Raw genomic sequence first — 17363 nt, forward strand, 5'->3', positions numbered from 1 at the left:
ATCACAACTCAATACCGGAAAATAGTTCAAAGAAACTTTCATAAGTAGTTGCCGAACTCTTTCTGGTCTGTTTATGCTGATTCCCACGCAGCGGAACCCATCACAAGGAGGTCGAATGGGAAGCTTCCAACTCAACGGCGCAACCGTGCTGGAGATGAACACCGGCGGCGATCTGGCAACCGTGCTGTCTCCCAGGCCGTACCTCCACCCTGTACGGACTCTGGCCGGAGTGGCGGTGACGGAAGCTGGTCCAGTTGATCACCCGCACCACCTCGGTCTGTCGCTCTCTTTCTCGGACCTGAACGGAACCAACTTCTGGGGTGGATCCACATTCACCGAAAATGGCCCGGCAATCCTTCCCAACCACGGACGTCAAGTGCTCGCGGAATGGCTGTCCCTGGAGGGGCTGGGGAAGGGGACGGTGGTGTGGCTGGACAAGAGCGGAGACCCGTTGGCTGTGGAGGGGCGGAGCTACCGATACCAAGCGCACCCTGCCGCAAACACGTGGAGCCTTGCGTTCGAATCCCTGCTTCAGCCTGCCGTTGACGTGGAGCAGTTGTCCGTGTCGTCGTCTGCCGTCAAAGGGCGTAGCGGCGCTGGCTACGGCGGCATATTCTGGCGCTTCCCGTCGGGTGATGTCCCGGCCAAAGTGCTGTGTTCAGGAGGAACAGGGACGGGCATAGCCCATGGATCACTTTCCCCTTGGCTCGCGATGGAAACCCGGCATGAGGGCAAAAACGTCAGTGTCATCCTCGCTCAAGACACCTCCGCGTTGCGCCCTTGGTTTGTGCGCACTGACGGCTATGTAGGCGCGGGTCCGGCCGTCGCGTGGGACCACCCGGCAACAGTGGACCGGGGCAATCCGCTCAAGCTCAGTCTCCACGCAGTGGTCCACGACGGCTCCCTAACCAGCCCCCAGCATGTCGAGGAACTCCTTCTCCACCACTTCAGCAGCTCACCCGACAGGACACCATGACAACCCGACACCGCACCCCCGTCTACAACAACCCCATCCTCAACGGTGACTGGCCGGATCCTGACGCGGTACAGGTTGACGGCACCTATTACCTCGTCGCCTCCAGCTTCAACAGGGTTCCCGGCCTGCCGGTATTGCGGTCGCGGAACCTGGTGGACTGGGAGCACGCCGGGCATGCGCTCCGGGAGCTGCCACAATCCAGCCACTATTCGCTGGTGCGGCACGGAAGCGGCGTGTGGGCTCCGGCGCTGCGTTACCACGACGGCAAATTCTGGATCTTCTACCCGGACCCGGACCACGGCATCTTTGTACTCAGCGCGGAGAAGGCGGAAGGTCCGTGGAGTGCACCTCACCTTCTCTACGCCGGTCGCGGCCTCATTGACCCCTGCCCGCTGTGGGACGAAGACGGCACGGCGTACCTGGTCCACGGCTGGGCCAAGAGCCGGATCGGAGTCAAGAACCGGCTCACTGTGCACCGGATGAGCCCGGACGCCTCCCGGCTCCTGGACCATGGAACCCACGTCATCAACGGCGAAGACCTGCCGGGCTTCTCAACCCTGGAGGGGCCCAAGTTCTATCAGCGCGACGGCTGGTACTGGATTTTCGCGCCGGCGGGAGGCGTTGCTACAGGATGGCAGTCGGTTTTCCGCTCGCGGTCGCCGTTCGGACCTTACGAGGAACGGCGCGTCCTGGAGCAGGGCGATTCGCCCGTGAATGGCCCGCATCAAGGCGCCTGGGTCACTACTCCTGAGGGCGAAGACTGGTTCCTGCACTTCCAGGACCGGGGGCCGTACGGACGCGTGGTTCACCTCCAGCCCATGGGCTGGGGTGAAGACGGCTGGCCGTGGATGGGCAAAACAGCGGACGACGGCGGACCGGGAACCCCGGTTTCGAGCCACCCCTACCCGCGCGGTACTTCGCCCGAAAACTGTGCACCACCCGCCGGTGACAACTTCACGTCCCCCGGCCTGGGCCCGCAGTGGCACTGGCAGGCCAACCCCCGGGACGAATGGCTGTCCACCTGTGGAGGAGGACATCTGGTACTCCGTCCGCAAGCCAACGATCCCATCAATCTCCGCGAGCTCCCTAACGTCTTGGGCCAGATCCTCCCCGGCGAACCGTCCACATTCACCACCACCCTGGAACTGGACGATGTGGCTCCAGGTACCCGGGCCGGCGTCGTGGTTCTGGGTCAGCGGTACGCCTGGCTGGGGATCGTACGCACCCCGGACGGCTACGTCCTGGGTAGCGGAACCGGCAGCGAAGGTCCGCGCGAGCAGCCGATAGGGCGCGCCGTGGCCCTTCCGGGGCCGCGTATTGAGCTGCAGATCCGCATAGATGAAACTCCGCAGGCCACGTTTGCCTGGCGGGTGGGTCCCACGGATCCGTGGCAGATTCCCATCTGGGATTTCGATGTTGTTGAGGGCCGCTGGATCGGCGCTGAGCTGGGGATTTTCGCGGCGTCGCCCTTGGGCTCGCGTCAACGCGGGAGTGTTATCGTTGGTCCCGTGCGGGTGGACACTGCGCCGGTCCGCCGGGCGGCCGCCCAGCGCGTTGCCGCCCCCGTATCCCCATGAGTTCAAGGACCGCCCCATTGACCGCCACTCCGCGCCCCAAGATCGCAGACGTGGCTGCCGCCGCCGGCGTCTCCGTCCCCACTGTTTCCAAGGTGTTGAACGGCCGCTCCCACGTCTCCGAGGCAACGCGCGCCCGTGTTCAGCAGGCCTTGGAGGACCTTGATTACACCAAGCGGCAGTCGCCCACCGAACCCGGATTGCTGCAATTGGTGGTGAACAACTTTGATTCTCCATGGGTCCTGGAAACCATGGAGGGAGTGGAAGCTGCTGCTGCGCGGCTCGGCTACACCGTGGCCTACACGCGGGCCGTAAATGCTACTGCCGGGAACTGGCAGAAATTGCGTGAGCCCTCCGGCAACCGGCTCGACGGCGTGATGCTGTTGGCTCCACGGCAGGGATCACCACTGGTAGAGCTGGCGCGTACGCTGAACATCCCCGCTGTTGCCATAGACCCTGAAGGTTCCCAAGGCCTGCAGATTCCCAGCGTCAGCCCGGCCTCGTTCTCCGGAGCGCTGCGGGCGGTGTCCCATCTTCTGGAACTTGGGCATGAGCGCATCGGCATCATTACCGGCCGCGTCCACAGCCCGGGTCATGGGCGTGCCCGCTACGCAGCCTACGCGGCCGCCCTTCATGAAGCCGGGCTGCCGGTACTTCCCGAGTTCGTGCGCGACGGCGATTTCAGTATCGAGTCCGGGCTTCGGCTCGGCGGAGAACTTCTGGACCTGCCGGAGCGACCCACGGCAATTTTCACGGGAAGCGACCTGCAGGCCTTGGGCGTCATGAACGCGGCGGCCCAGCGATCGCTGAAAATCCCTGGCGACCTCAGCGTTGTGGGCTTTGACGACATCGCCCAGTCAGCACTCACGTCACCGCCCCTCACTACTGTCAGGCAACCCCTCGCCCAGCTCGCGTCGATGGCCGTGGGCATGCTCACGGAGCAGATCGAACAGGGAAGTAGTTCCTCGGCTGCCTTGGAAGTCGCCACGGAGCTGGTGGTGCGGGGAAGCACCGCCCCACCCATGTAGGTAGCAGCAGAGCGCGTTTTGAGCCCTCAAAACGCGCACTGCTGCTTCTCAGTTGGGTGAGGCGGGGCTTAGTGGCCCTGGAAGGCCTCGGCCAGCCACCACGATCCGCCGTCGGACGCTATCTTTGCGTCGATCACCAGGGGCCGGTCCTGGGTCCCGGCTTCGTAGACGGCAATCCACGGGCGAATCGCTTCCAGATCCGCCACGGTCCGCACCGTCACGCCTTCGGCGCCGAATCCGCGCGCGATCGCGGCGATGTCCGTTTCCGGGAACACGACGCTGGAGAGCTCGGCCTCCGAGTGCTCCGAAGCGAAGTGGTGGACCTCGGCCCCGTAGGCGGCGTCGTTGTAGACGATGCACACCAGGGGTAGTTTCAGCCTCGCGGCGGTCTCCAACTCGCTGATTCCCATGAGGAACCCGCCGTCACCGGCGCCCAGTACCGGCAGCCGGTGTGGCTGCGCGAGGGCAGCACCAATCGCTGTGTACAGGCCCAGCCCGATGGCTTGGAATGCCTGCGTGAAGCAGAAACCGAACTCGTCCGGCACAGCAAGGTATTGGCTGGGGTAGCCCATGAAGTTGCCCGAATCCACGGCCACGATCCGCTCGGATGGGAGCATCGAATCGAGTTCCCGGGTGAGGACTCGGGGATCGATGGAGGTTGCCGTGGACAGATCCGCTGTGGAAACGTCCCGCCACCGTGAGCTCTGTTTGATGGCCAGAGCGTTGGCTTCGGTGCGATACTTCCCAGCGGGCTCGGATTGCACGGTCCGCAGCGCCGTCAGGGCATCCGCAGCCGTCAGCGCCGAATCACCCAGCACACCCAGGGTGATGGGCCGGTTGGCACCCAGGGCGGCATCTTCGACGTCGATCTGCACCACAGTGGTGCCAGCCGAAATGAGCCGACCGTGGCGCATGGTCCACATGTTCAGCGCGCAACCCCAGCCCACAATCAGGTCCGCACCGCTGATGAACTCCGCCGTGGCAGGCGAGGAAAAACCGCCGGAGATGCCGAGGTTGTGGGAGTCGCCGTTGAATAGCCCGCTCGCCACTGCCGAGGTTGCCACCAGCGCGCCGGCATGCTGTGCCAGTGCCAGGATTTCGTCCCGGGCACCCCGTCCTCCGCGTCCGGCAACGAACACGGGCCGTTCCGCGGCGGCAATGAGTGCCACCAGTTGCTCAACGGCGGCAGCGTCAGGGCGGATCTTCAACGGCTCAGGCACGACGACGGCACTCACCTCATCTGCCGCAGTGCCACTTTGGATGTCCAGCGGCAGGCTCAAAACCACCGTGCGACGCTCATTCACCGCGGTGCGGTAAGCCCTGACGGTGTCCGCCACAGCTGTGGCGGGGGAGTGGATCCGTTCGGCCACGGCTCCTACGCTGCGGGCCAGGGCGTCCTGGTCGATCTTGAAGTTGGAGCGGATGGCAGCGGCCTGGGTATCGGCGGTGAGCACGATCATCGGCGTCCGGCTTTTGGCTGCCTCCCCGATCCCGGTGATGGCGTTGCTCAGTCCGCAGCCCTGATGGGTAGTGACCACACCCACCTTGCCGGACATCCGCGAATAGGCGTCGGCCATAGTGGCGGCACCGCCCTCGTGGCGGGCCGCCGTGAACGGAATACCTTCCGCCATGAGCGTGCCGGTGACATCGAAGTTACCGGAGCCCACCACGCCGAAAACGTGCCCGACGCCGAGCTTCGCCAGCGTCCTGCCCACCAGGGTGGAGACCCTTACTTCCGCGCTCATGCTCGCTCCACCGTGCCCTTTTCCACCAGTGCGTACACACGGCTGGGGCTACCCGTGCCGCCCACGATCGGCAACGGAGCAACCACCAACGTGGCACCGGTGACAGGAAGTCGATCTACATTCCGCAGCGAGGTGACGCCATACTTGTCAGCGCCGAGCAGGAACGAATGAACCGGGAACATCGGATCCAAGCCACCTGCCTGACCGGCGTCGATGCCCACGGTTTCCACGCCAAAGCCACTGATCGAGGCGTTACCGGCAAGCCACTTGGCACCCGCGGCGGAGACCCCGGGAGTGTGGGGTCCGGCGTCGTCCGCGTTGACGAAAGCCGCAGCGTCAGCGCCTCGAGCCGCCCAGCCCGTCCGGAAGATGACCCAACAGTTCTCCGGGAACGCGCCGTGCTCTTGCTGCCACTGTTCAAAGTGCTCCGGTTCCAGAAGGAAGTCCGGATCCGCGGCAGCTTCAGCGGTCTTGTCGATCACCACCAGCGGCCCCACCAGGCGGTGTGGTTCAATCTGGTCCACGGATTTGCCGTCCTTGCCCGTGATCCAGTGGACCGGTGCATCCAGGTGCGTGCCTGCGTGTTCGCCCACTGTGACGTCGTTCCACGCCCAAGCCGGACCGGCGTCGTCGAAATTACTCACCGGTGAAACCGACAAGCCCACGGTGTTCGCGAACGGCTGCGGCAGGTTCAGGATGGGGGTCTCGGAACTGAGCGGCGTGGTGAGATCGATGATTTCCACGGAACCACTCGAGAGGGCTGCAGTGAGCCCGGCCAGAACAGACATTGTTCTCCTATCGCTTGCTTGGTTTAAGTGCTGCTTGAAGGCGGGAAAGTGGTGAGGGTAGTGCGGTCAGCTTTTGGGCTACCAAGTGTCCGGAACCGCCGGAAAGTCCGGGGCCGGGATGGGTCGACGCGCCGATGTGCCAGAGACCTTCGACGGCGGTTTGGTGTCCTGCCGCTGCGGGGAAGGGCCGCCAGAGCAGGTTTTGGAAGAGTTCCGCGGAGCCGCCGTAGGGGTCGCCGTTGACGGCATTGGGATTGGCTGCGGCCAGATCCGTCGGTGCCAAAACCTCCGAGGCCAGGACGGTTGCCCTGGTTCCCGGGGCGAACTGCTCCAACCGGGCCAGGACCCGTTCCAGATAGCCGTGCTTCAGCTCGTCAGTCCAGCCGCCCGCAACGTCCAGTTGGCCGGCTGCGTCACCTACGGGCGTGAACGGGACTTCCTGGAGCTGCAACCACAACGTGGCTTTGCCCTCCGGAGCCCGCGACGGATCGAGGACGCACTGTTGGCCCACCACCACGGTAGGTTCGTTGGGCAGCAGACCCGCTTCAGCCTGGGCACAGGCGATTCCGGTGCTGTCAGAGCCATTGCTGATATGAACCAGAGGGACGGTGTTGAGCCTGGGATCGAGCCATTCCACAGGCTTGTCCACAGCAAGGTGGATCTGCATGGCACCGCGGCCGTTCTGGTAGCGTTCGGCGGCCTGGGCCGTACCAGCGGGTGGTTGCCGGAGGAGCCGGGTGTAGAGGGCCTGGGGCGAAACGTTCGCGAGCACCGTGCCGGCTGAAACCACGCCTTGGGATGTGCGGACGCCGGTGACGGCATCTTTGCCGGAAACCTCGGACGACACCACGATTTCCTCGGCCTCCGCGCCCAGCATGATCCGCACCCCGTTGTCGCGCAGCAACGACTCGAACGCACCCACAAACCGCGAAGCACCGCCCGTAACCAAGGGGAGCCCAAAGCTGTGCATGCTCATGGCCATTACTGGCAGCATGACGCCGCCTGTGGCTTGGTCCGGGCCGAGCCCTGCGTGCAGAAGCCAGGGTGACCACAGCTGGTCCGCTTCCCAGCCATCAAAACGGCTGCGGACATAGTTTCGTCCGCTCATCACGGAATCGCGGACGAAGGCTTCCGTCCCTTGGAAGCGCCCGCGTCGTAAGGCCCCCAAAGCAATCTTTGCCACTTCCCCAAAAGACCGAAGCTCTGCTCCGAAAGCCCCGAACACCGTTCCTGCGTTGCGGCCCAGATCATCAAGCATTGCCAGATACGCAGCTTGGTCGCCGGGTTCCTTGAACGCAGCAGCTGTGGTGGCCGGGTCCCGCTCCGCGATGACCACGCGGTGGGCTCCGGTGGCCGGGTCCGCGGCAACGCTCGCTGTCACCGGGCCGGAGGTGTTGGAATACTCCAGGCCCCTGGCGTGCAGCTCCTTGCCCAGCGCCCCGTAGGCACCGCCGGACACGAACAACGGGTGCCAGGAGGAGAAGGAGTCGTGGATGAAGCCCGGAAGGGTCCGCTCGGCGGAATGGATGAAGCCACCAAGACGGTCAGAGCGCTCGATGATGCACACGCGCTTCCCGGCCAAGGCCAATTCTGCCGCCGCCACCAGGGAGTTGATGCCTGAACCGATGATCGCTACGTCAACTGAATCGTCCATAACCGCACCTTTCATAAGGGTGTGCCTAGAAATCCGGATGGCTGGCCGTGGCGTGGTACTTGCCGCCGTGGAACACCAGGGGAGCACCGCCGTCGTGCTTGTAGCTTTCCACTTCACCCACGTAGATGACGTGGTCCCCGGCGTCATGTCGCGAAACGGTGCGGCACTGGAAGGTTGCCACAGCGCCGTTCAGCAGCGGAATGCCGGCAATTCCTTCAGTGGTTTCCGCGCCCACGAACTTGTCCGTGGCAGGTGTTGCGAACTGCCGGGACAGGACGTGCTGGTCACTGGCCAGGATGTTGATGGCAAAGTGCGTTGCGTCCTCGAAATCACCCAGGCTGGGCGCCCGTTTGCTGGGGCACCAGAGCACCAGCGGCGGCTCCATGGACACTGAGGTGAAGGAATTGGCGGTCATGCCCACTTTTCGGCCGTCCGCCGCCACAGTGGTCACCACGGTGACGCCCGTGGCGTACTGACCCAGGGCGCTGCGGAAATCACGGACATCAAACACCGACGTGTCCTCTTCTTTCTTGGCCTGCATGAAGTCCGCGGCAGCTGCGGAGTCGAACCACCAAGGGTACGACGTCCGGGGGTCATCAAAACCGCTCACGATGCTTGCTGCCAGGGCCGGATGGTCAGCGGCTTCACGGAGGAGCGTCCTCTGGTGATCACGCCGCGGCTTCAGGAGATCGTTGGTCCATTCCACGGCCCATTGCCCCCAGCCGCGCCAGAATTCGTCGAACGTCCGCTCCATCCATGGGCGGTCAAAAGGTTGCTGGCCGCGGCGAACAATCGCGTCAAGGTAGTACTTCGCAGCCAGGGTCGCGTTGTTGGATCCCTGCCCGGTGAGGGGATCATTGAGGACCACGGCGTCGCCCAGCCCGAACACCAACGTGCCGTTGCCGAGTTCCCCGACGGCGGACCTCACCGTGGGCGTGATGCGTCCCAGGAGCGTGGCACCGCTATCGGTCAGCTCCGCGTCGGCGAAGTTTTCGGCCTCGTGCGGGAAATGCTCGCGCAGGGTTTCCAGCGAACGCTCGAGCTGCTCTTCGGGGGTCCCGACGTCGGTCCAGCGGTCCATAGGGCCGCCCACCACGCCCTCGAACACCATCATGCGGCACGGGCCGGAGACGGTCAGGCCGGGGAAGGTAAAGAATTCGCCGACGCCGGGTGCCATGGACATGCGGATGGCGTCGCCCCCGCCGTCGGTACCTGTGGCGGACGAGCCGGCGGAAGCACCGCCGTCGGACGTGACATAGTTCAGCGCCAGAACCCTTTGCGGCCGGTCGAAGGGCGATTTTGCCTTGTCCCGCGGGAAGATCTGGCCGATTTCGCCCTTGCCGGTGCTGACAATGACCAGTTCGTAGTCATGGGCGAGTTCTTCGAGCATCCTCGGGGTGACCTTCTCAATGCGGAAGTCGCCACCGGCTGCAACGAACGTCTCGATCCAGAGGGCACTCTTGATGCGCTGGTCAATGGACCGGGCGGGACCGTCCAGGGGTGCTTCCCACTCGATGGGTTCATCAGCATCCACGCGTAGCCGGATGGAGGTGATGCCAGGGACGGATCCGGATTCGTAGAATTCGGTGAGCGCCGTTCCCATGTGGGCTTCGGCGTCGAGGGCGGTTGAGAACATGCACTGGCTGGACATGATCTTGCCGGTGCGGATCTGGGCTGCGGACCGGTCGGACAGGAGCGTTACCGCGAAGCCGTCCCGTTGCAGGCCCAATGCCAGCTGGGCGCCGGATTCGCCGGCCCCTACGATTGCTATTTTTCGCATGGTTGAGTCCTTATTAGCAGGGTTGCGCTACGAAACTTTGGCGGCGGAAAGGTCTGCGAGGTAGCCCGCGGCTTTGTCCGGGTACATGAACCAATCCTGGAATTCCGGAGGATGGTTGAAGCCGTTGGCGAAGCGGTGCGCGATGTCCGGTTCGCTGTTCGCAGCACCCAGCAGCTCCAGGACATGCGGCGGAGGCGGGGCCAGGAGGGCATTTGTCCAGTGTGCAACGTGCTGCGCGTAATCCCAATAGCGCTCGAAGGTTGCCTGCATGAAGCTCGCATCGTAGGCGCCATTGCCGTGCCGGGTGATGCTGTCCAGATACGACGCCGCGCACTTGCTCGCGTTGTTGGAGCCCTGCCCGGTGATGGGATCGTTCAACACCACGACGTCGGCCAGGCCCAGTACCTGCCTGCCGCTAGGCAGTGTGGCAATCGGGTGGCGGACGGTGGGGGCGAACCGGCCTTGAAGGACACCGTTGGGATCGGTCAGTTCCACATTCGTGGCACGCTCGGCTTCCCACGGCAGGAACTTCGAGAGGATGTTCTTGGAGTTCTCCAGGTGTTCCTCCGGGCTGAGCCCCTTCCATGTGTCCATCGGGCCGCCGGGCACGCCTTCGAAGACCATGATTTCGCAAGGACCGGTGGTGGTCAGCGCGGGGAACACGAAGTACTCACCTATGCCCGGAATGAGGTTGAACGAGACCGCCGAGTACTCTTCGCGGGGTTTCAGGCCCGTCACATAGGTCAAGGCCAGGGCGCGCTGCGGGGCATCGTAGGTGCTGCGTTCGGCGTCGCGGGTGAACAGTTGGGCGATCTCACCCTTGCCGGCCGCCACGATCACCAGGTCCGAGGTCTGCGTGTACTTTTCCAGCTCAGCCAAACCGGCATCTTCGAAGACCAGCTCGCCGCCGCGGGCTGTGAACTCTTCCATGAACTTGGGGAACTTCACCCGCTGATCGATGGACTTGGCGTGGTTGTCCAGTCGTGAGGCCCAGCTGATCGCCTTCTCACCCGGCAGCTCGGGGTGGGGGATGGTGAAGGAGATGCCGTCCACGGTGGGAGCATCGGGCCAGAAGTCCAGGCCGAGGGCCCGCTCGTTCTCAAGTGCGTTGTGGAAGATGCATTGGCTGGAGGCTACTTTGCCGCCAGCAATTTCCTCGGACGTGCGGTTGGAGATGGTGGTCACCTGGTAGCCGGCGTCCAGGAGTCCGATGCCCAGCTGAAGCCCGGACTGGCCGGCCCCGACGATGGTGATGTGGCGTTGCGTCATGGCGTTGCCTTTCTCTCTGGTGGAGGTTGTTGTGAAGCTTGGCGTTAGTTTGCTGCGAGCAGGGGAATAGCCTCTTCGGCTCGTTCCGGTCCCAAGGCGGAATAGCCGCCGTCAACGGCCCAATCGGCACCGGTGACGAAACTTGCTTGGTCACTGGCGAGGAAAGCGACGACGTCACCCACCTCGTGCGGGCGGCCGACCCGCTTGAGGGCGTGGAAGGGGGCCGCAACCGAGTCTGTCTTTTGGAGGTTCCCGTTGCTGAGGGAGTCCATGATGTTGCTCCAGACCCAGCCGGGGCTGACGGAATTCACGCGGATGCCGTCTTCTGCGAAGTCCACGGCCATGCTGCGGGTCACCTGAACCAGGGCTGCTTTGCTGGCCGGATAGAGCCATCGGCCGGTCTGGGCCACCGAGCTGGAAATGGAGGTGAAGTTGATGATGGCACCGTGGCCGGACGCCTTGAGGTAGGGTCGGGCCGCATTGCTCGCCACCACGGCGCTGACCAGATTGACGTTGAGTGCTTCGAGCCAGTCGGCTCGCCCGGAGGCTGCGCCGTCGTCCTTGTAGGTACAGGCGAGGTTTACCAGGACGCCGAGCCCGCCGTAGAGGGCCACGGTTTCCTCCACCAGTTCGCTGACTGCGGCATCGTCGGTGATGTCCGTGTGGGAATAGTGAATCCCTTCCCCGAGAGCTTTGGTGAGGGTGTCGCCGTCGGGAGCTATATCCGCAACCACCACCGTGGCTCCGGCGTCGCGCAATGAGGTCACCACGCCTTGCCCCACCTTGGTGGCCCCACCGGTGACGATTGCCGTCCTGCCTTCGAGTGCTGACATCTGCCGAACCCTTTCTCTCGCGTGCTGTGTTACGTAAATATGACGTGCGTCATATTCACTCTTGAAGTGACTCTAGGTTGCCCTTCTCCGGCGGAATATCCACTTGGCGCAGTGATCATCCGAATTACGCAGGTTCTTCCTCTTCCTCGTGCCAACCCACCCATGCCGCGGAAGTGAGGTGGGTTTCCCTGGCCCGAAGCTCCGCCGCCCAGAGTTCGAAGTGGCTCCTGTCCCATTCGTCTCTGCGGTCATGTGCCACCTTGATGTTCTTCACTGGTCCTCACCCCGCTTCCGTCGCTGTTATGGTGCTGTGAGCTGCGTCATACTTGTCTCAAAAGCGACTCTAGACAGCCGTTGGACTCCGGAATATCCAGTTGGCGCGAGGATCGTCCGATAAGCGAAAAGCTGCACAAGACCCTGTGAAGTAGGTGGCGGATGGTGAGGATTCTTCCCCGTGATGTGCTCCGGGGCCGCCCAATCATGGCCACCACTGACGTGGACGAGGCACACGCCAGGATCGCCGAACTGTTCTGCAGCCACGAGCTTGCACCACTGACGCACCAGTCCTCGGTGGACATGAAGTTGCGCTCCCTGCACCGGGGTGACGTGGGGATCGAGTTCCTGGACTACGGAGCCGACGTCCGGATTGAGCCCGAGGGCCTGCAGGATTTCCACCTGGTGCAGATCCCGTTGGCAGGGCACGCATCCATGAAGGTGGGTGCCAGCACGGTGGAGTCGGGTCCCCGGATGGCCACTGTTCCTCCGCTCCACCGGCCCTTCTCCATGAGCTGGGACGGCGGAAGTCCGCACCTCATTGTCTACGTGCGTCGTTCAGCGGTTGAGCGGGTGGCGGGTCAGCTTTATGGCCATGACACCGTTGATCTGGGCTATGGCATGGACCTTTCAGGTGCCGCCGGCCGCGCGTTCTTGAGGTCCGTCGTCGAGCTTCATGACGACATGATCAGCCAGCCACGTACCACTGCTCCCGCGTTTGTGCAGGGGCTGCTGGCGGACAGCATGGTGTCACGCCTGCTGATGGCCATGGAGTTGCCCGGTGATGAGACCCGGGACGCGGAATCTGAAAGCCGCCTGGTCCGGGAGTTCCGCGAGCTGTTGGACCGGCATGCTTTCGAAGAACTCACCGTGCCGGACATCGCCGAGTGCTTGGGTGTCTCGGTTCGAACGCTGCAAACGGCACTTCGGGCGGAAACTGGAGCGACGCCGTCGGAGTTGCTGCGGAGTATCCGGCTGGACCGTGCCCGGGAGATGCTCCTGGAGGCGAGCCCCCGCGAGCAGAGTGTCACGGCCATCGCGGAACTCTGCGGCTTCACGCACCAAGGGCGCTTCTCTGCGCTCTACGTAAAGGCCTTCGGAGAGCTACCCAGCGAGAGCCTGCGCCGATGACGGAAAGCTATCGGCGAGCATAATCCAACAGCGGCCCCATGGCCCGAACCGCCTTCTTGAGCTGCTCCGCATTGATGGGGTTGTACCCGTAGCCAGCGCGGGTTTTCATACCCAGCAATGTGGTGAGGTGTTTGGCGGCGCCCCCATCCACTGACTTGAGCAGAGCTACCGCGTCATTGTGGTCCTGGCCCTGCGCGAAGTGACCGAGCCGAGCAATGCAGATGGCCTCAGAGGCGGCGATTCCTGCGTGGATGCAGAGGGTTGCCACGGCGTCGGCAACTTCGTAGTGTTCTTCAGCAAGTTCGAGGGCATCCATGGCCACCCGCTGGAACTGCGCGGCCTTGCTCAAGCGACCTCGGCGGATACTTTCGCTTCCCGGTGTGGTCCTCATCTAAGCGCCACTGCCAGCGCGGAGAACGCGGCGCAACCACGTTCCATCGCCGAAAAGTGTGTCGCCCTCATCGATGATGGACTCGAAAATCGACGAAGGCGCTACTTCCGACTCCAGGAAGACAAAAGGCCGCGTGTCGTTGCCCGTCCAGGCGCTGATTTCGCCGGCCAGAGTGGCTATTCTGGTTTCGGCCTGCAACTCGTTGACGTCGTTCGGAAGGGCGATGAACAGGTCTATGTCGCTATCGTTTCGCATGTCATTACGTGCGGCCGAGCCATAAATCGTGACGACAATCGGCGCGAATTCCCACAACTCGATCTCGGTCCGAATGCGCTCGATGAGATGGTCTTTTGCGCTGGCCATCTCCTCGACTGCTTTGGCCAAGAGGTGATGACGATTGAGGCGGAAAATGTGGGTTCTTCCGGCAACTTTCTCTAGGACAATGCCTTGATCGACCAAGCGGGCGAGTGCCTTGCGGACTCCGGCGAGTGAGCTGGGCTCGGGAAGGAGGCTGCAGATGCCGGGGGCGGTGAAGTCGGCATCAGCCCGCGCAAGGACGTACAGCGCACCCATATCCAGCGACGGGCTGATGGCAGTCAAGGGGTTCTGCAGGCGCAAGATTCCTCCTATGTCTACTATTGTGCACTTATAGACACAATAGTAGACCTCGCGGCGAGTGCCGGTGCCAGCTACGCCTCCAGAACGTACGTCTTCAGATCGTCCAGCGTCTGCTGCATGTGCGCGTCCATCGCGAGACGGGCCTCGTTGGGATTGCGCGATTCCAAAGCCGCGGCGATCTTCCGGTGGTGCCCGATCGCGTGTTCCTGGATCTCCGGGAAGGCTGAAGTCTCGGCGCGCCGGGCTTCCAGGACCCTGTGCAGGGGTTCGAAAAGCACTGCCACAAACACGTTGCCTGAAGCGTGCAGGATCACGTCGTGAAAGGCGAGGTCGGCTTCGACAAACCCGGCGAGATCGTTGACTTCGTGGGAGGTCTGCATCTTTTCCACGTGGTCCCTGAGTGCGGCGAGCTCATCATCGGAGATGCGCTCGGCGGCGAGTTCGCAGGCGCCGGTTTCGAGCATGCGGCGGAGTTCAATCAAATGGATCGCAGCCGCCGCGTCCTTGGTTCCTTCAGACGCCGCACGCAACACGGCTTCCAAGGAGGCCCACTGGTTGAGGGGGTTAACAAACGTTCCGCGGCCGCGTTCAACGCTGAGGATTCTCTGGGCCTCAAGGGTTTTCATGGCCTCGCGCACTGTCATGCGGCTTACTTCGTGTTTGGCGCTGAGCTCCAGCTCGCCCGGTACCACTGTTCCGGGCGGAAATTCGCCCGCGATGATCCTGTCCAGCAGCTCATCGGCCACGACGCCCACCAATGACTTGCGTGCCATGTGTCCCCATTTCCTGTCCTTCAGACCGCCCGGGTCCCCGTGGATTACCCTCGGGGCGGGCGGATGTCAGACATCTTACGCTGGCGGTGGCCAGCTTGTTTCCCAAAATTCAAGGAGCGCCTCTGCGCAGTGTTCGGGCTGTTCCCAGTGGACGTTGTGGCCGGCGCCGCGAATGGCCGCCAACCGGCGACCCGGGCTTGCGGCCACGAACGCGCGCATTTGCTCGATAGGGCGCACCCGATCTCCAGTACCGGCGATCACCAGTAGTGGCGCGCGGACGCGCCCAGGCACTGAAGGTTCGACGCCGGTCATGGCCGCCACCGCGCTGGCGGACAGAATCGGAAACGGAGTGTCGAACCCTGTGCTGAGCCGCGCCATGTCTGCTGCGGCCAGCTCTCCATACCAGGCGTTCATGAGCTTCACTACGGTCCCGGCGTCGAAGAACCCCTGATCCAGCTGAGTCCTGAGCACCTCCTTGAACCCCTGATTCTGCGGCACCGGCGCCATGCCCACAAGGGTCAATGAAGCCACCAAGCCGGGGCGGGCTGCCGCAAGCGTCAACGAAACACTGCCACCCATCGAATGTCCCACCATATGCACCGGACCGCTGGCCCGGGCATCAAGGGCCGCGGCCACGGAAGCCGCTGCCGAGTCCAAGGTCCATTCGAAGTCCGGCGGCAAGGTCTCACCCGGGTGGTAGCCGGGGAGGTCCAGAATCCAGACTTCCCTGCCGGCGTCGAGCAACTTATTTGCGAGGGGTTCCCAATACACGGAACCGGACGCCCAGCCATGGATCAGGACTGCTGGAATGGGCTGACCTGCGGGAACGTCAGGGGTGAGGACGTTCACGAAGGGGAGTGGAACAGCGCTGCCAGCCATCCTCTCAGCCTAGTGATGCGCAGCACCTTGCGCGGTGAGGAGCCGTGTGTCACACTAATTCAAATGTTAGATGTCTGACATCTTACATTCACTAAACCGCAACAGAGATTTCCCACGATGGAGTGCATAGTGACCCTTGAAGCCGACGTTCTGGCCGCTTTCCCGGCGGAAGTCCAGATTCCTGCTCAGTTGGTTGCCGACGCCGTTGCGGCGTCTGCCGCGGACGCACCAAAGATCCTGGTGGTCCTCGACGACGACCCCACGGGAACGCAGTCAGTTGCGGATCTCGCTGTGCTCACCCGCTGGGACGTGGAGGACTTCACCTGGGCGTTCACCCACATCCGTGCGAACCAGACCAAGCCCGCGGTCTACGTCCTCACCAACACCCGCAGCCTTGACCCGGCCGAAGCCGCAGCGCGCAACGAGGAAATCGTCCGCAACGCTCTGGCTGCCGCAGCCGCCGGCCACGTGAAGCTGGGCTTCGTGAGCCGCAGCGACTCCACCCTCCGTGGCCACTACCCGCTGGAGCCGGACGTCATCGCCGCCACCGTCGCTGCAGAAACCGGCGAACCCACCGACGGCGTGGTGATCGTTCCGGCATTCCCCGACGCCGGCCGCATCACCATCGGCGGTGTGCACTACATGCGCGCCGACGCCGGCGCACTGACTCCCGTGGCTGAGACGGAATTCGCCAAGGACGCGAGCTTCGGTTTCGCCAACTCCGAGATGGCCAAGTATGTGGAGGAGAAGTCGCAGGGCCGGTTCCCCGCGAGCGACGTGATTGTCCTGGACCTGAACATCATCCGCGCCGGAGCGTCAGCGCAAGATCCCACCATCTCCGCCAAAGCGATCGCCGACGCCCTGGAATCCGCCGCCAACTCCACGCCGATCGTGGCTGACATCGTCACCGAGAACGACTTCCGTGCCCTCGCCCTGGGCTTGGAGGAAGCAGAACGCCGCGGCAAGAAACTCCTCTACCGCGTGGGCCCGCCCTTTGTCAGGGGCCGCATTGGCCAGGAAATTCGCACTGCGCTGACCTCGGAAGAAGCCTTCGCAGGCAACACTCCCTCCTCAACCGGTGGATTGATTGTGGTGGGCTCCCACGTTGGCGTCACCACCCGGCAACTCAATGACCTCACTGCGCAGCACAGCTCGGCCCGCATCATCGAGATCGACGTCGAGAAGCTCATTGCCGGAACCAAAACCTCGGGCGAAGCAGAAGCCGACGCCTACATCGAAACCGTTGTGTCCGACGTCGTCGACGCCCTTCACAAGGGCGACGTGATCGTCCACACCAGCCGCCTGCTCATCAAAACCGACGACGCCGCAGCGAGCCTGAAGATCGCCCGCACGGTTTCGGCCGCCGTCGTGGCCGTGGTGAACCGGACACTCAAGACCTTCCCGCCGCGGTTCGTCATCGCCAAGGGCGGCATCACGTCCTCGGACGTGGCGGCGCACGGCCTGGAAATCCGCCACGCGATTGTCCGCGGACCCATGCTGCCGGGCATCGTCTCGCTGTGGGAGCCGGTGGACGGTCCCGCCAAGGGCATCCCTTACATCGTCTTCGCCGGCAACGTGGGTGACGACCAGTCCCTGACCCAGGTTACCCGCAAGCTCAGCGCCACTTTCTAAAAGCACACATTCAATGGAG

At 63.6% G+C, this 17363-nt stretch carries 16 protein-coding genes; 5 read left to right on the forward strand and 11 right to left on the reverse strand.

The window, feature by feature from the left end:
* Positions 1-115: 115 nt before the first annotated feature.
* The 3 genes from LDN70_RS01200 to LDN70_RS01210 are packed head-to-tail and all read left to right on the forward strand — an operon-like array spanning position 116 to position 3578.
* Positions 116-976: a DUF6807 domain-containing protein gene (locus tag LDN70_RS01200; protein ID WP_223941462.1), complete on the forward strand. Its 861-nt coding sequence runs from the start codon at positions 116-118 to the stop codon at positions 974-976.
* The gene (locus tag LDN70_RS01205; RefSeq protein WP_223941463.1) at positions 973-2553 is read left to right on the forward strand and encodes a glycoside hydrolase family 43 protein; all 1581 of its coding nucleotides are present in this window, start codon (positions 973-975) and stop codon (positions 2551-2553) included. The genes LDN70_RS01200 and LDN70_RS01205 overlap by 4 nt, the downstream gene beginning before the upstream one ends.
* A 17-nt stretch (positions 2554-2570) precedes the next feature.
* Positions 2571-3578, forward strand: coding sequence for a LacI family DNA-binding transcriptional regulator (locus tag LDN70_RS01210; protein ID WP_223941464.1), 1008 nt, complete (start codon positions 2571-2573; stop codon positions 3576-3578).
* Between the two features lie 68 nt (positions 3579-3646).
* Here LDN70_RS01210 and LDN70_RS01215 read toward each other — a convergent pair whose 3' ends face one another.
* From LDN70_RS01215 to LDN70_RS01245, 7 genes are all read right to left on the reverse strand, one after another.
* Complete coding sequence (locus tag LDN70_RS01215) at positions 3647-5323, reverse strand: thiamine pyrophosphate-binding protein (protein ID WP_223941465.1); 1677 nt, start codon at positions 5321-5323, stop codon at positions 3647-3649.
* On the reverse strand, positions 5320-6111 hold the full coding sequence (locus tag LDN70_RS01220) for a cyclase family protein (protein ID WP_166841037.1): 792 nt from the start codon (positions 6109-6111) through the stop codon (positions 5320-5322). Before LDN70_RS01220 ends, LDN70_RS01215 begins: the two co-directional genes overlap by 4 nt.
* 7 nt (positions 6112-6118) lie before the next feature.
* Complete coding sequence (locus tag LDN70_RS01225; protein WP_223941466.1) at positions 6119-7765, reverse strand: phytoene desaturase family protein; 1647 nt, start codon at positions 7763-7765, stop codon at positions 6119-6121.
* A gap of 25 nt (positions 7766-7790) precedes the next feature.
* A complete protein-coding gene (locus LDN70_RS01230; RefSeq protein ID WP_223941467.1) occupies positions 7791-9545 on the reverse strand; it encodes a flavin reductase in 1755 nt (584 codons plus the stop codon).
* Between the two features lie 27 nt (positions 9546-9572).
* The gene (locus LDN70_RS01235) at positions 9573-10814 is read right to left on the reverse strand and encodes a styrene monooxygenase/indole monooxygenase family protein (protein ID WP_223941468.1); all 1242 of its coding nucleotides are present in this window, start codon (positions 10812-10814) and stop codon (positions 9573-9575) included.
* A gap of 44 nt (positions 10815-10858) precedes the next feature.
* On the reverse strand, positions 10859-11647 hold the full coding sequence (locus LDN70_RS01240; RefSeq protein ID WP_166841045.1) for an SDR family oxidoreductase: 789 nt from the start codon (positions 11645-11647) through the stop codon (positions 10859-10861).
* A 124-nt stretch (positions 11648-11771) separates the two neighbouring features.
* Entirely contained in the window at positions 11772-11921 is a 150-nt protein-coding gene (locus tag LDN70_RS01245; protein ID WP_223941469.1) for a hypothetical protein, read from the reverse strand.
* Positions 11922-12127: 206 nt separating this feature from the next.
* On the opposite strand from LDN70_RS01245, the gene LDN70_RS01250 reads away from it, so the two are divergent.
* Positions 12128-13051, forward strand: coding sequence for an AraC family transcriptional regulator (locus LDN70_RS01250; RefSeq protein ID WP_223941470.1), 924 nt, complete (start codon positions 12128-12130; stop codon positions 13049-13051).
* A gap of 7 nt (positions 13052-13058) precedes the next feature.
* Here the strand turns inward: LDN70_RS01250 and LDN70_RS01255 are convergent, their stop codons facing one another.
* The 4 genes from LDN70_RS01255 to LDN70_RS01270 form a co-directional block, all read right to left on the reverse strand.
* Positions 13059-13400 (reverse strand): hypothetical protein, encoded by a 342-nt coding sequence (locus tag LDN70_RS01255; protein WP_223941471.1) that lies wholly within the window; start codon positions 13398-13400, stop codon positions 13059-13061.
* Between the two features lie 42 nt (positions 13401-13442).
* A complete protein-coding gene (locus tag LDN70_RS01260; protein WP_223941472.1) occupies positions 13443-14060 on the reverse strand; it encodes a nucleotidyltransferase domain-containing protein in 618 nt (205 codons plus the stop codon).
* Between the two features lie 71 nt (positions 14061-14131).
* The gene (locus tag LDN70_RS01265; protein WP_223941473.1) at positions 14132-14833 is read right to left on the reverse strand and encodes a FadR/GntR family transcriptional regulator; all 702 of its coding nucleotides are present in this window, start codon (positions 14831-14833) and stop codon (positions 14132-14134) included.
* A gap of 75 nt (positions 14834-14908) precedes the next feature.
* Positions 14909-15712 carry an alpha/beta fold hydrolase gene (locus LDN70_RS01270; RefSeq protein WP_223941474.1) on the reverse strand — a complete coding sequence of 268 codons (804 nt, stop codon included), beginning with the start codon at positions 15710-15712 and terminating at the stop codon, positions 14909-14911.
* A gap of 129 nt (positions 15713-15841) precedes the next feature.
* Between LDN70_RS01270 and LDN70_RS01275 the strand changes: the two genes are divergently transcribed.
* Entirely contained in the window at positions 15842-17344 is a 1503-nt protein-coding gene (locus LDN70_RS01275) for a four-carbon acid sugar kinase family protein (RefSeq protein ID WP_223941475.1), read from the forward strand.
* Positions 17345-17363: the final 19 nt, after the last annotated feature.

Origin of the sequence: Arthrobacter sp. StoSoilB22 (genome assembly GCF_019977315.1) — a bacterium.
Lineage (GTDB): Bacteria > Actinomycetota > Actinomycetes > Actinomycetales > Micrococcaceae > Arthrobacter.

Excerpts from the sequence above, each read along its gene's own strand:
- LDN70_RS01240 (WP_166841045.1), bottom strand. The coding sequence starts at position 11,647 with ATGTCAGCACTCGAAGGCAGGACGGCAATCGTCACCGGTGGGGCCACC.
- LDN70_RS01225 (WP_223941466.1), bottom strand. The coding sequence starts at position 7,765 with ATGGACGATTCAGTTGACGTAGCGATCATCGGTTCAGGCATCAACTCC.
- LDN70_RS01265 (WP_223941473.1), bottom strand. The coding sequence starts at position 14,833 with ATGGCACGCAAGTCATTGGTGGGCGTCGTGGCCGATGAGCTGCTGGAC.
- LDN70_RS01250 (WP_223941470.1), top strand. The coding sequence starts at position 12,128 with ATGGCCACCACTGACGTGGACGAGGCACACGCCAGGATCGCCGAACTG.
- LDN70_RS01235 (WP_223941468.1), bottom strand. The coding sequence starts at position 10,814 with ATGACGCAACGCCACATCACCATCGTCGGGGCCGGCCAGTCCGGGCTT.
- LDN70_RS01270 (WP_223941474.1), bottom strand. The coding sequence starts at position 15,712 with ATGGCTGGCAGCGCTGTTCCACTCCCCTTCGTGAACGTCCTCACCCCT.
- LDN70_RS01200 (WP_223941462.1), top strand. The coding sequence starts at position 116 with ATGGGAAGCTTCCAACTCAACGGCGCAACCGTGCTGGAGATGAACACC.
- LDN70_RS01230 (WP_223941467.1), bottom strand. The coding sequence starts at position 9,545 with ATGCGAAAAATAGCAATCGTAGGGGCCGGCGAATCCGGCGCCCAGCTG.
- LDN70_RS01205 (WP_223941463.1), top strand. The coding sequence starts at position 973 with ATGACAACCCGACACCGCACCCCCGTCTACAACAACCCCATCCTCAAC.
- LDN70_RS01220 (WP_166841037.1), bottom strand. The coding sequence starts at position 6,111 with ATGTCTGTTCTGGCCGGGCTCACTGCAGCCCTCTCGAGTGGTTCCGTG.
- LDN70_RS01215 (WP_223941465.1), bottom strand. The coding sequence starts at position 5,323 with ATGAGCGCGGAAGTAAGGGTCTCCACCCTGGTGGGCAGGACGCTGGCG.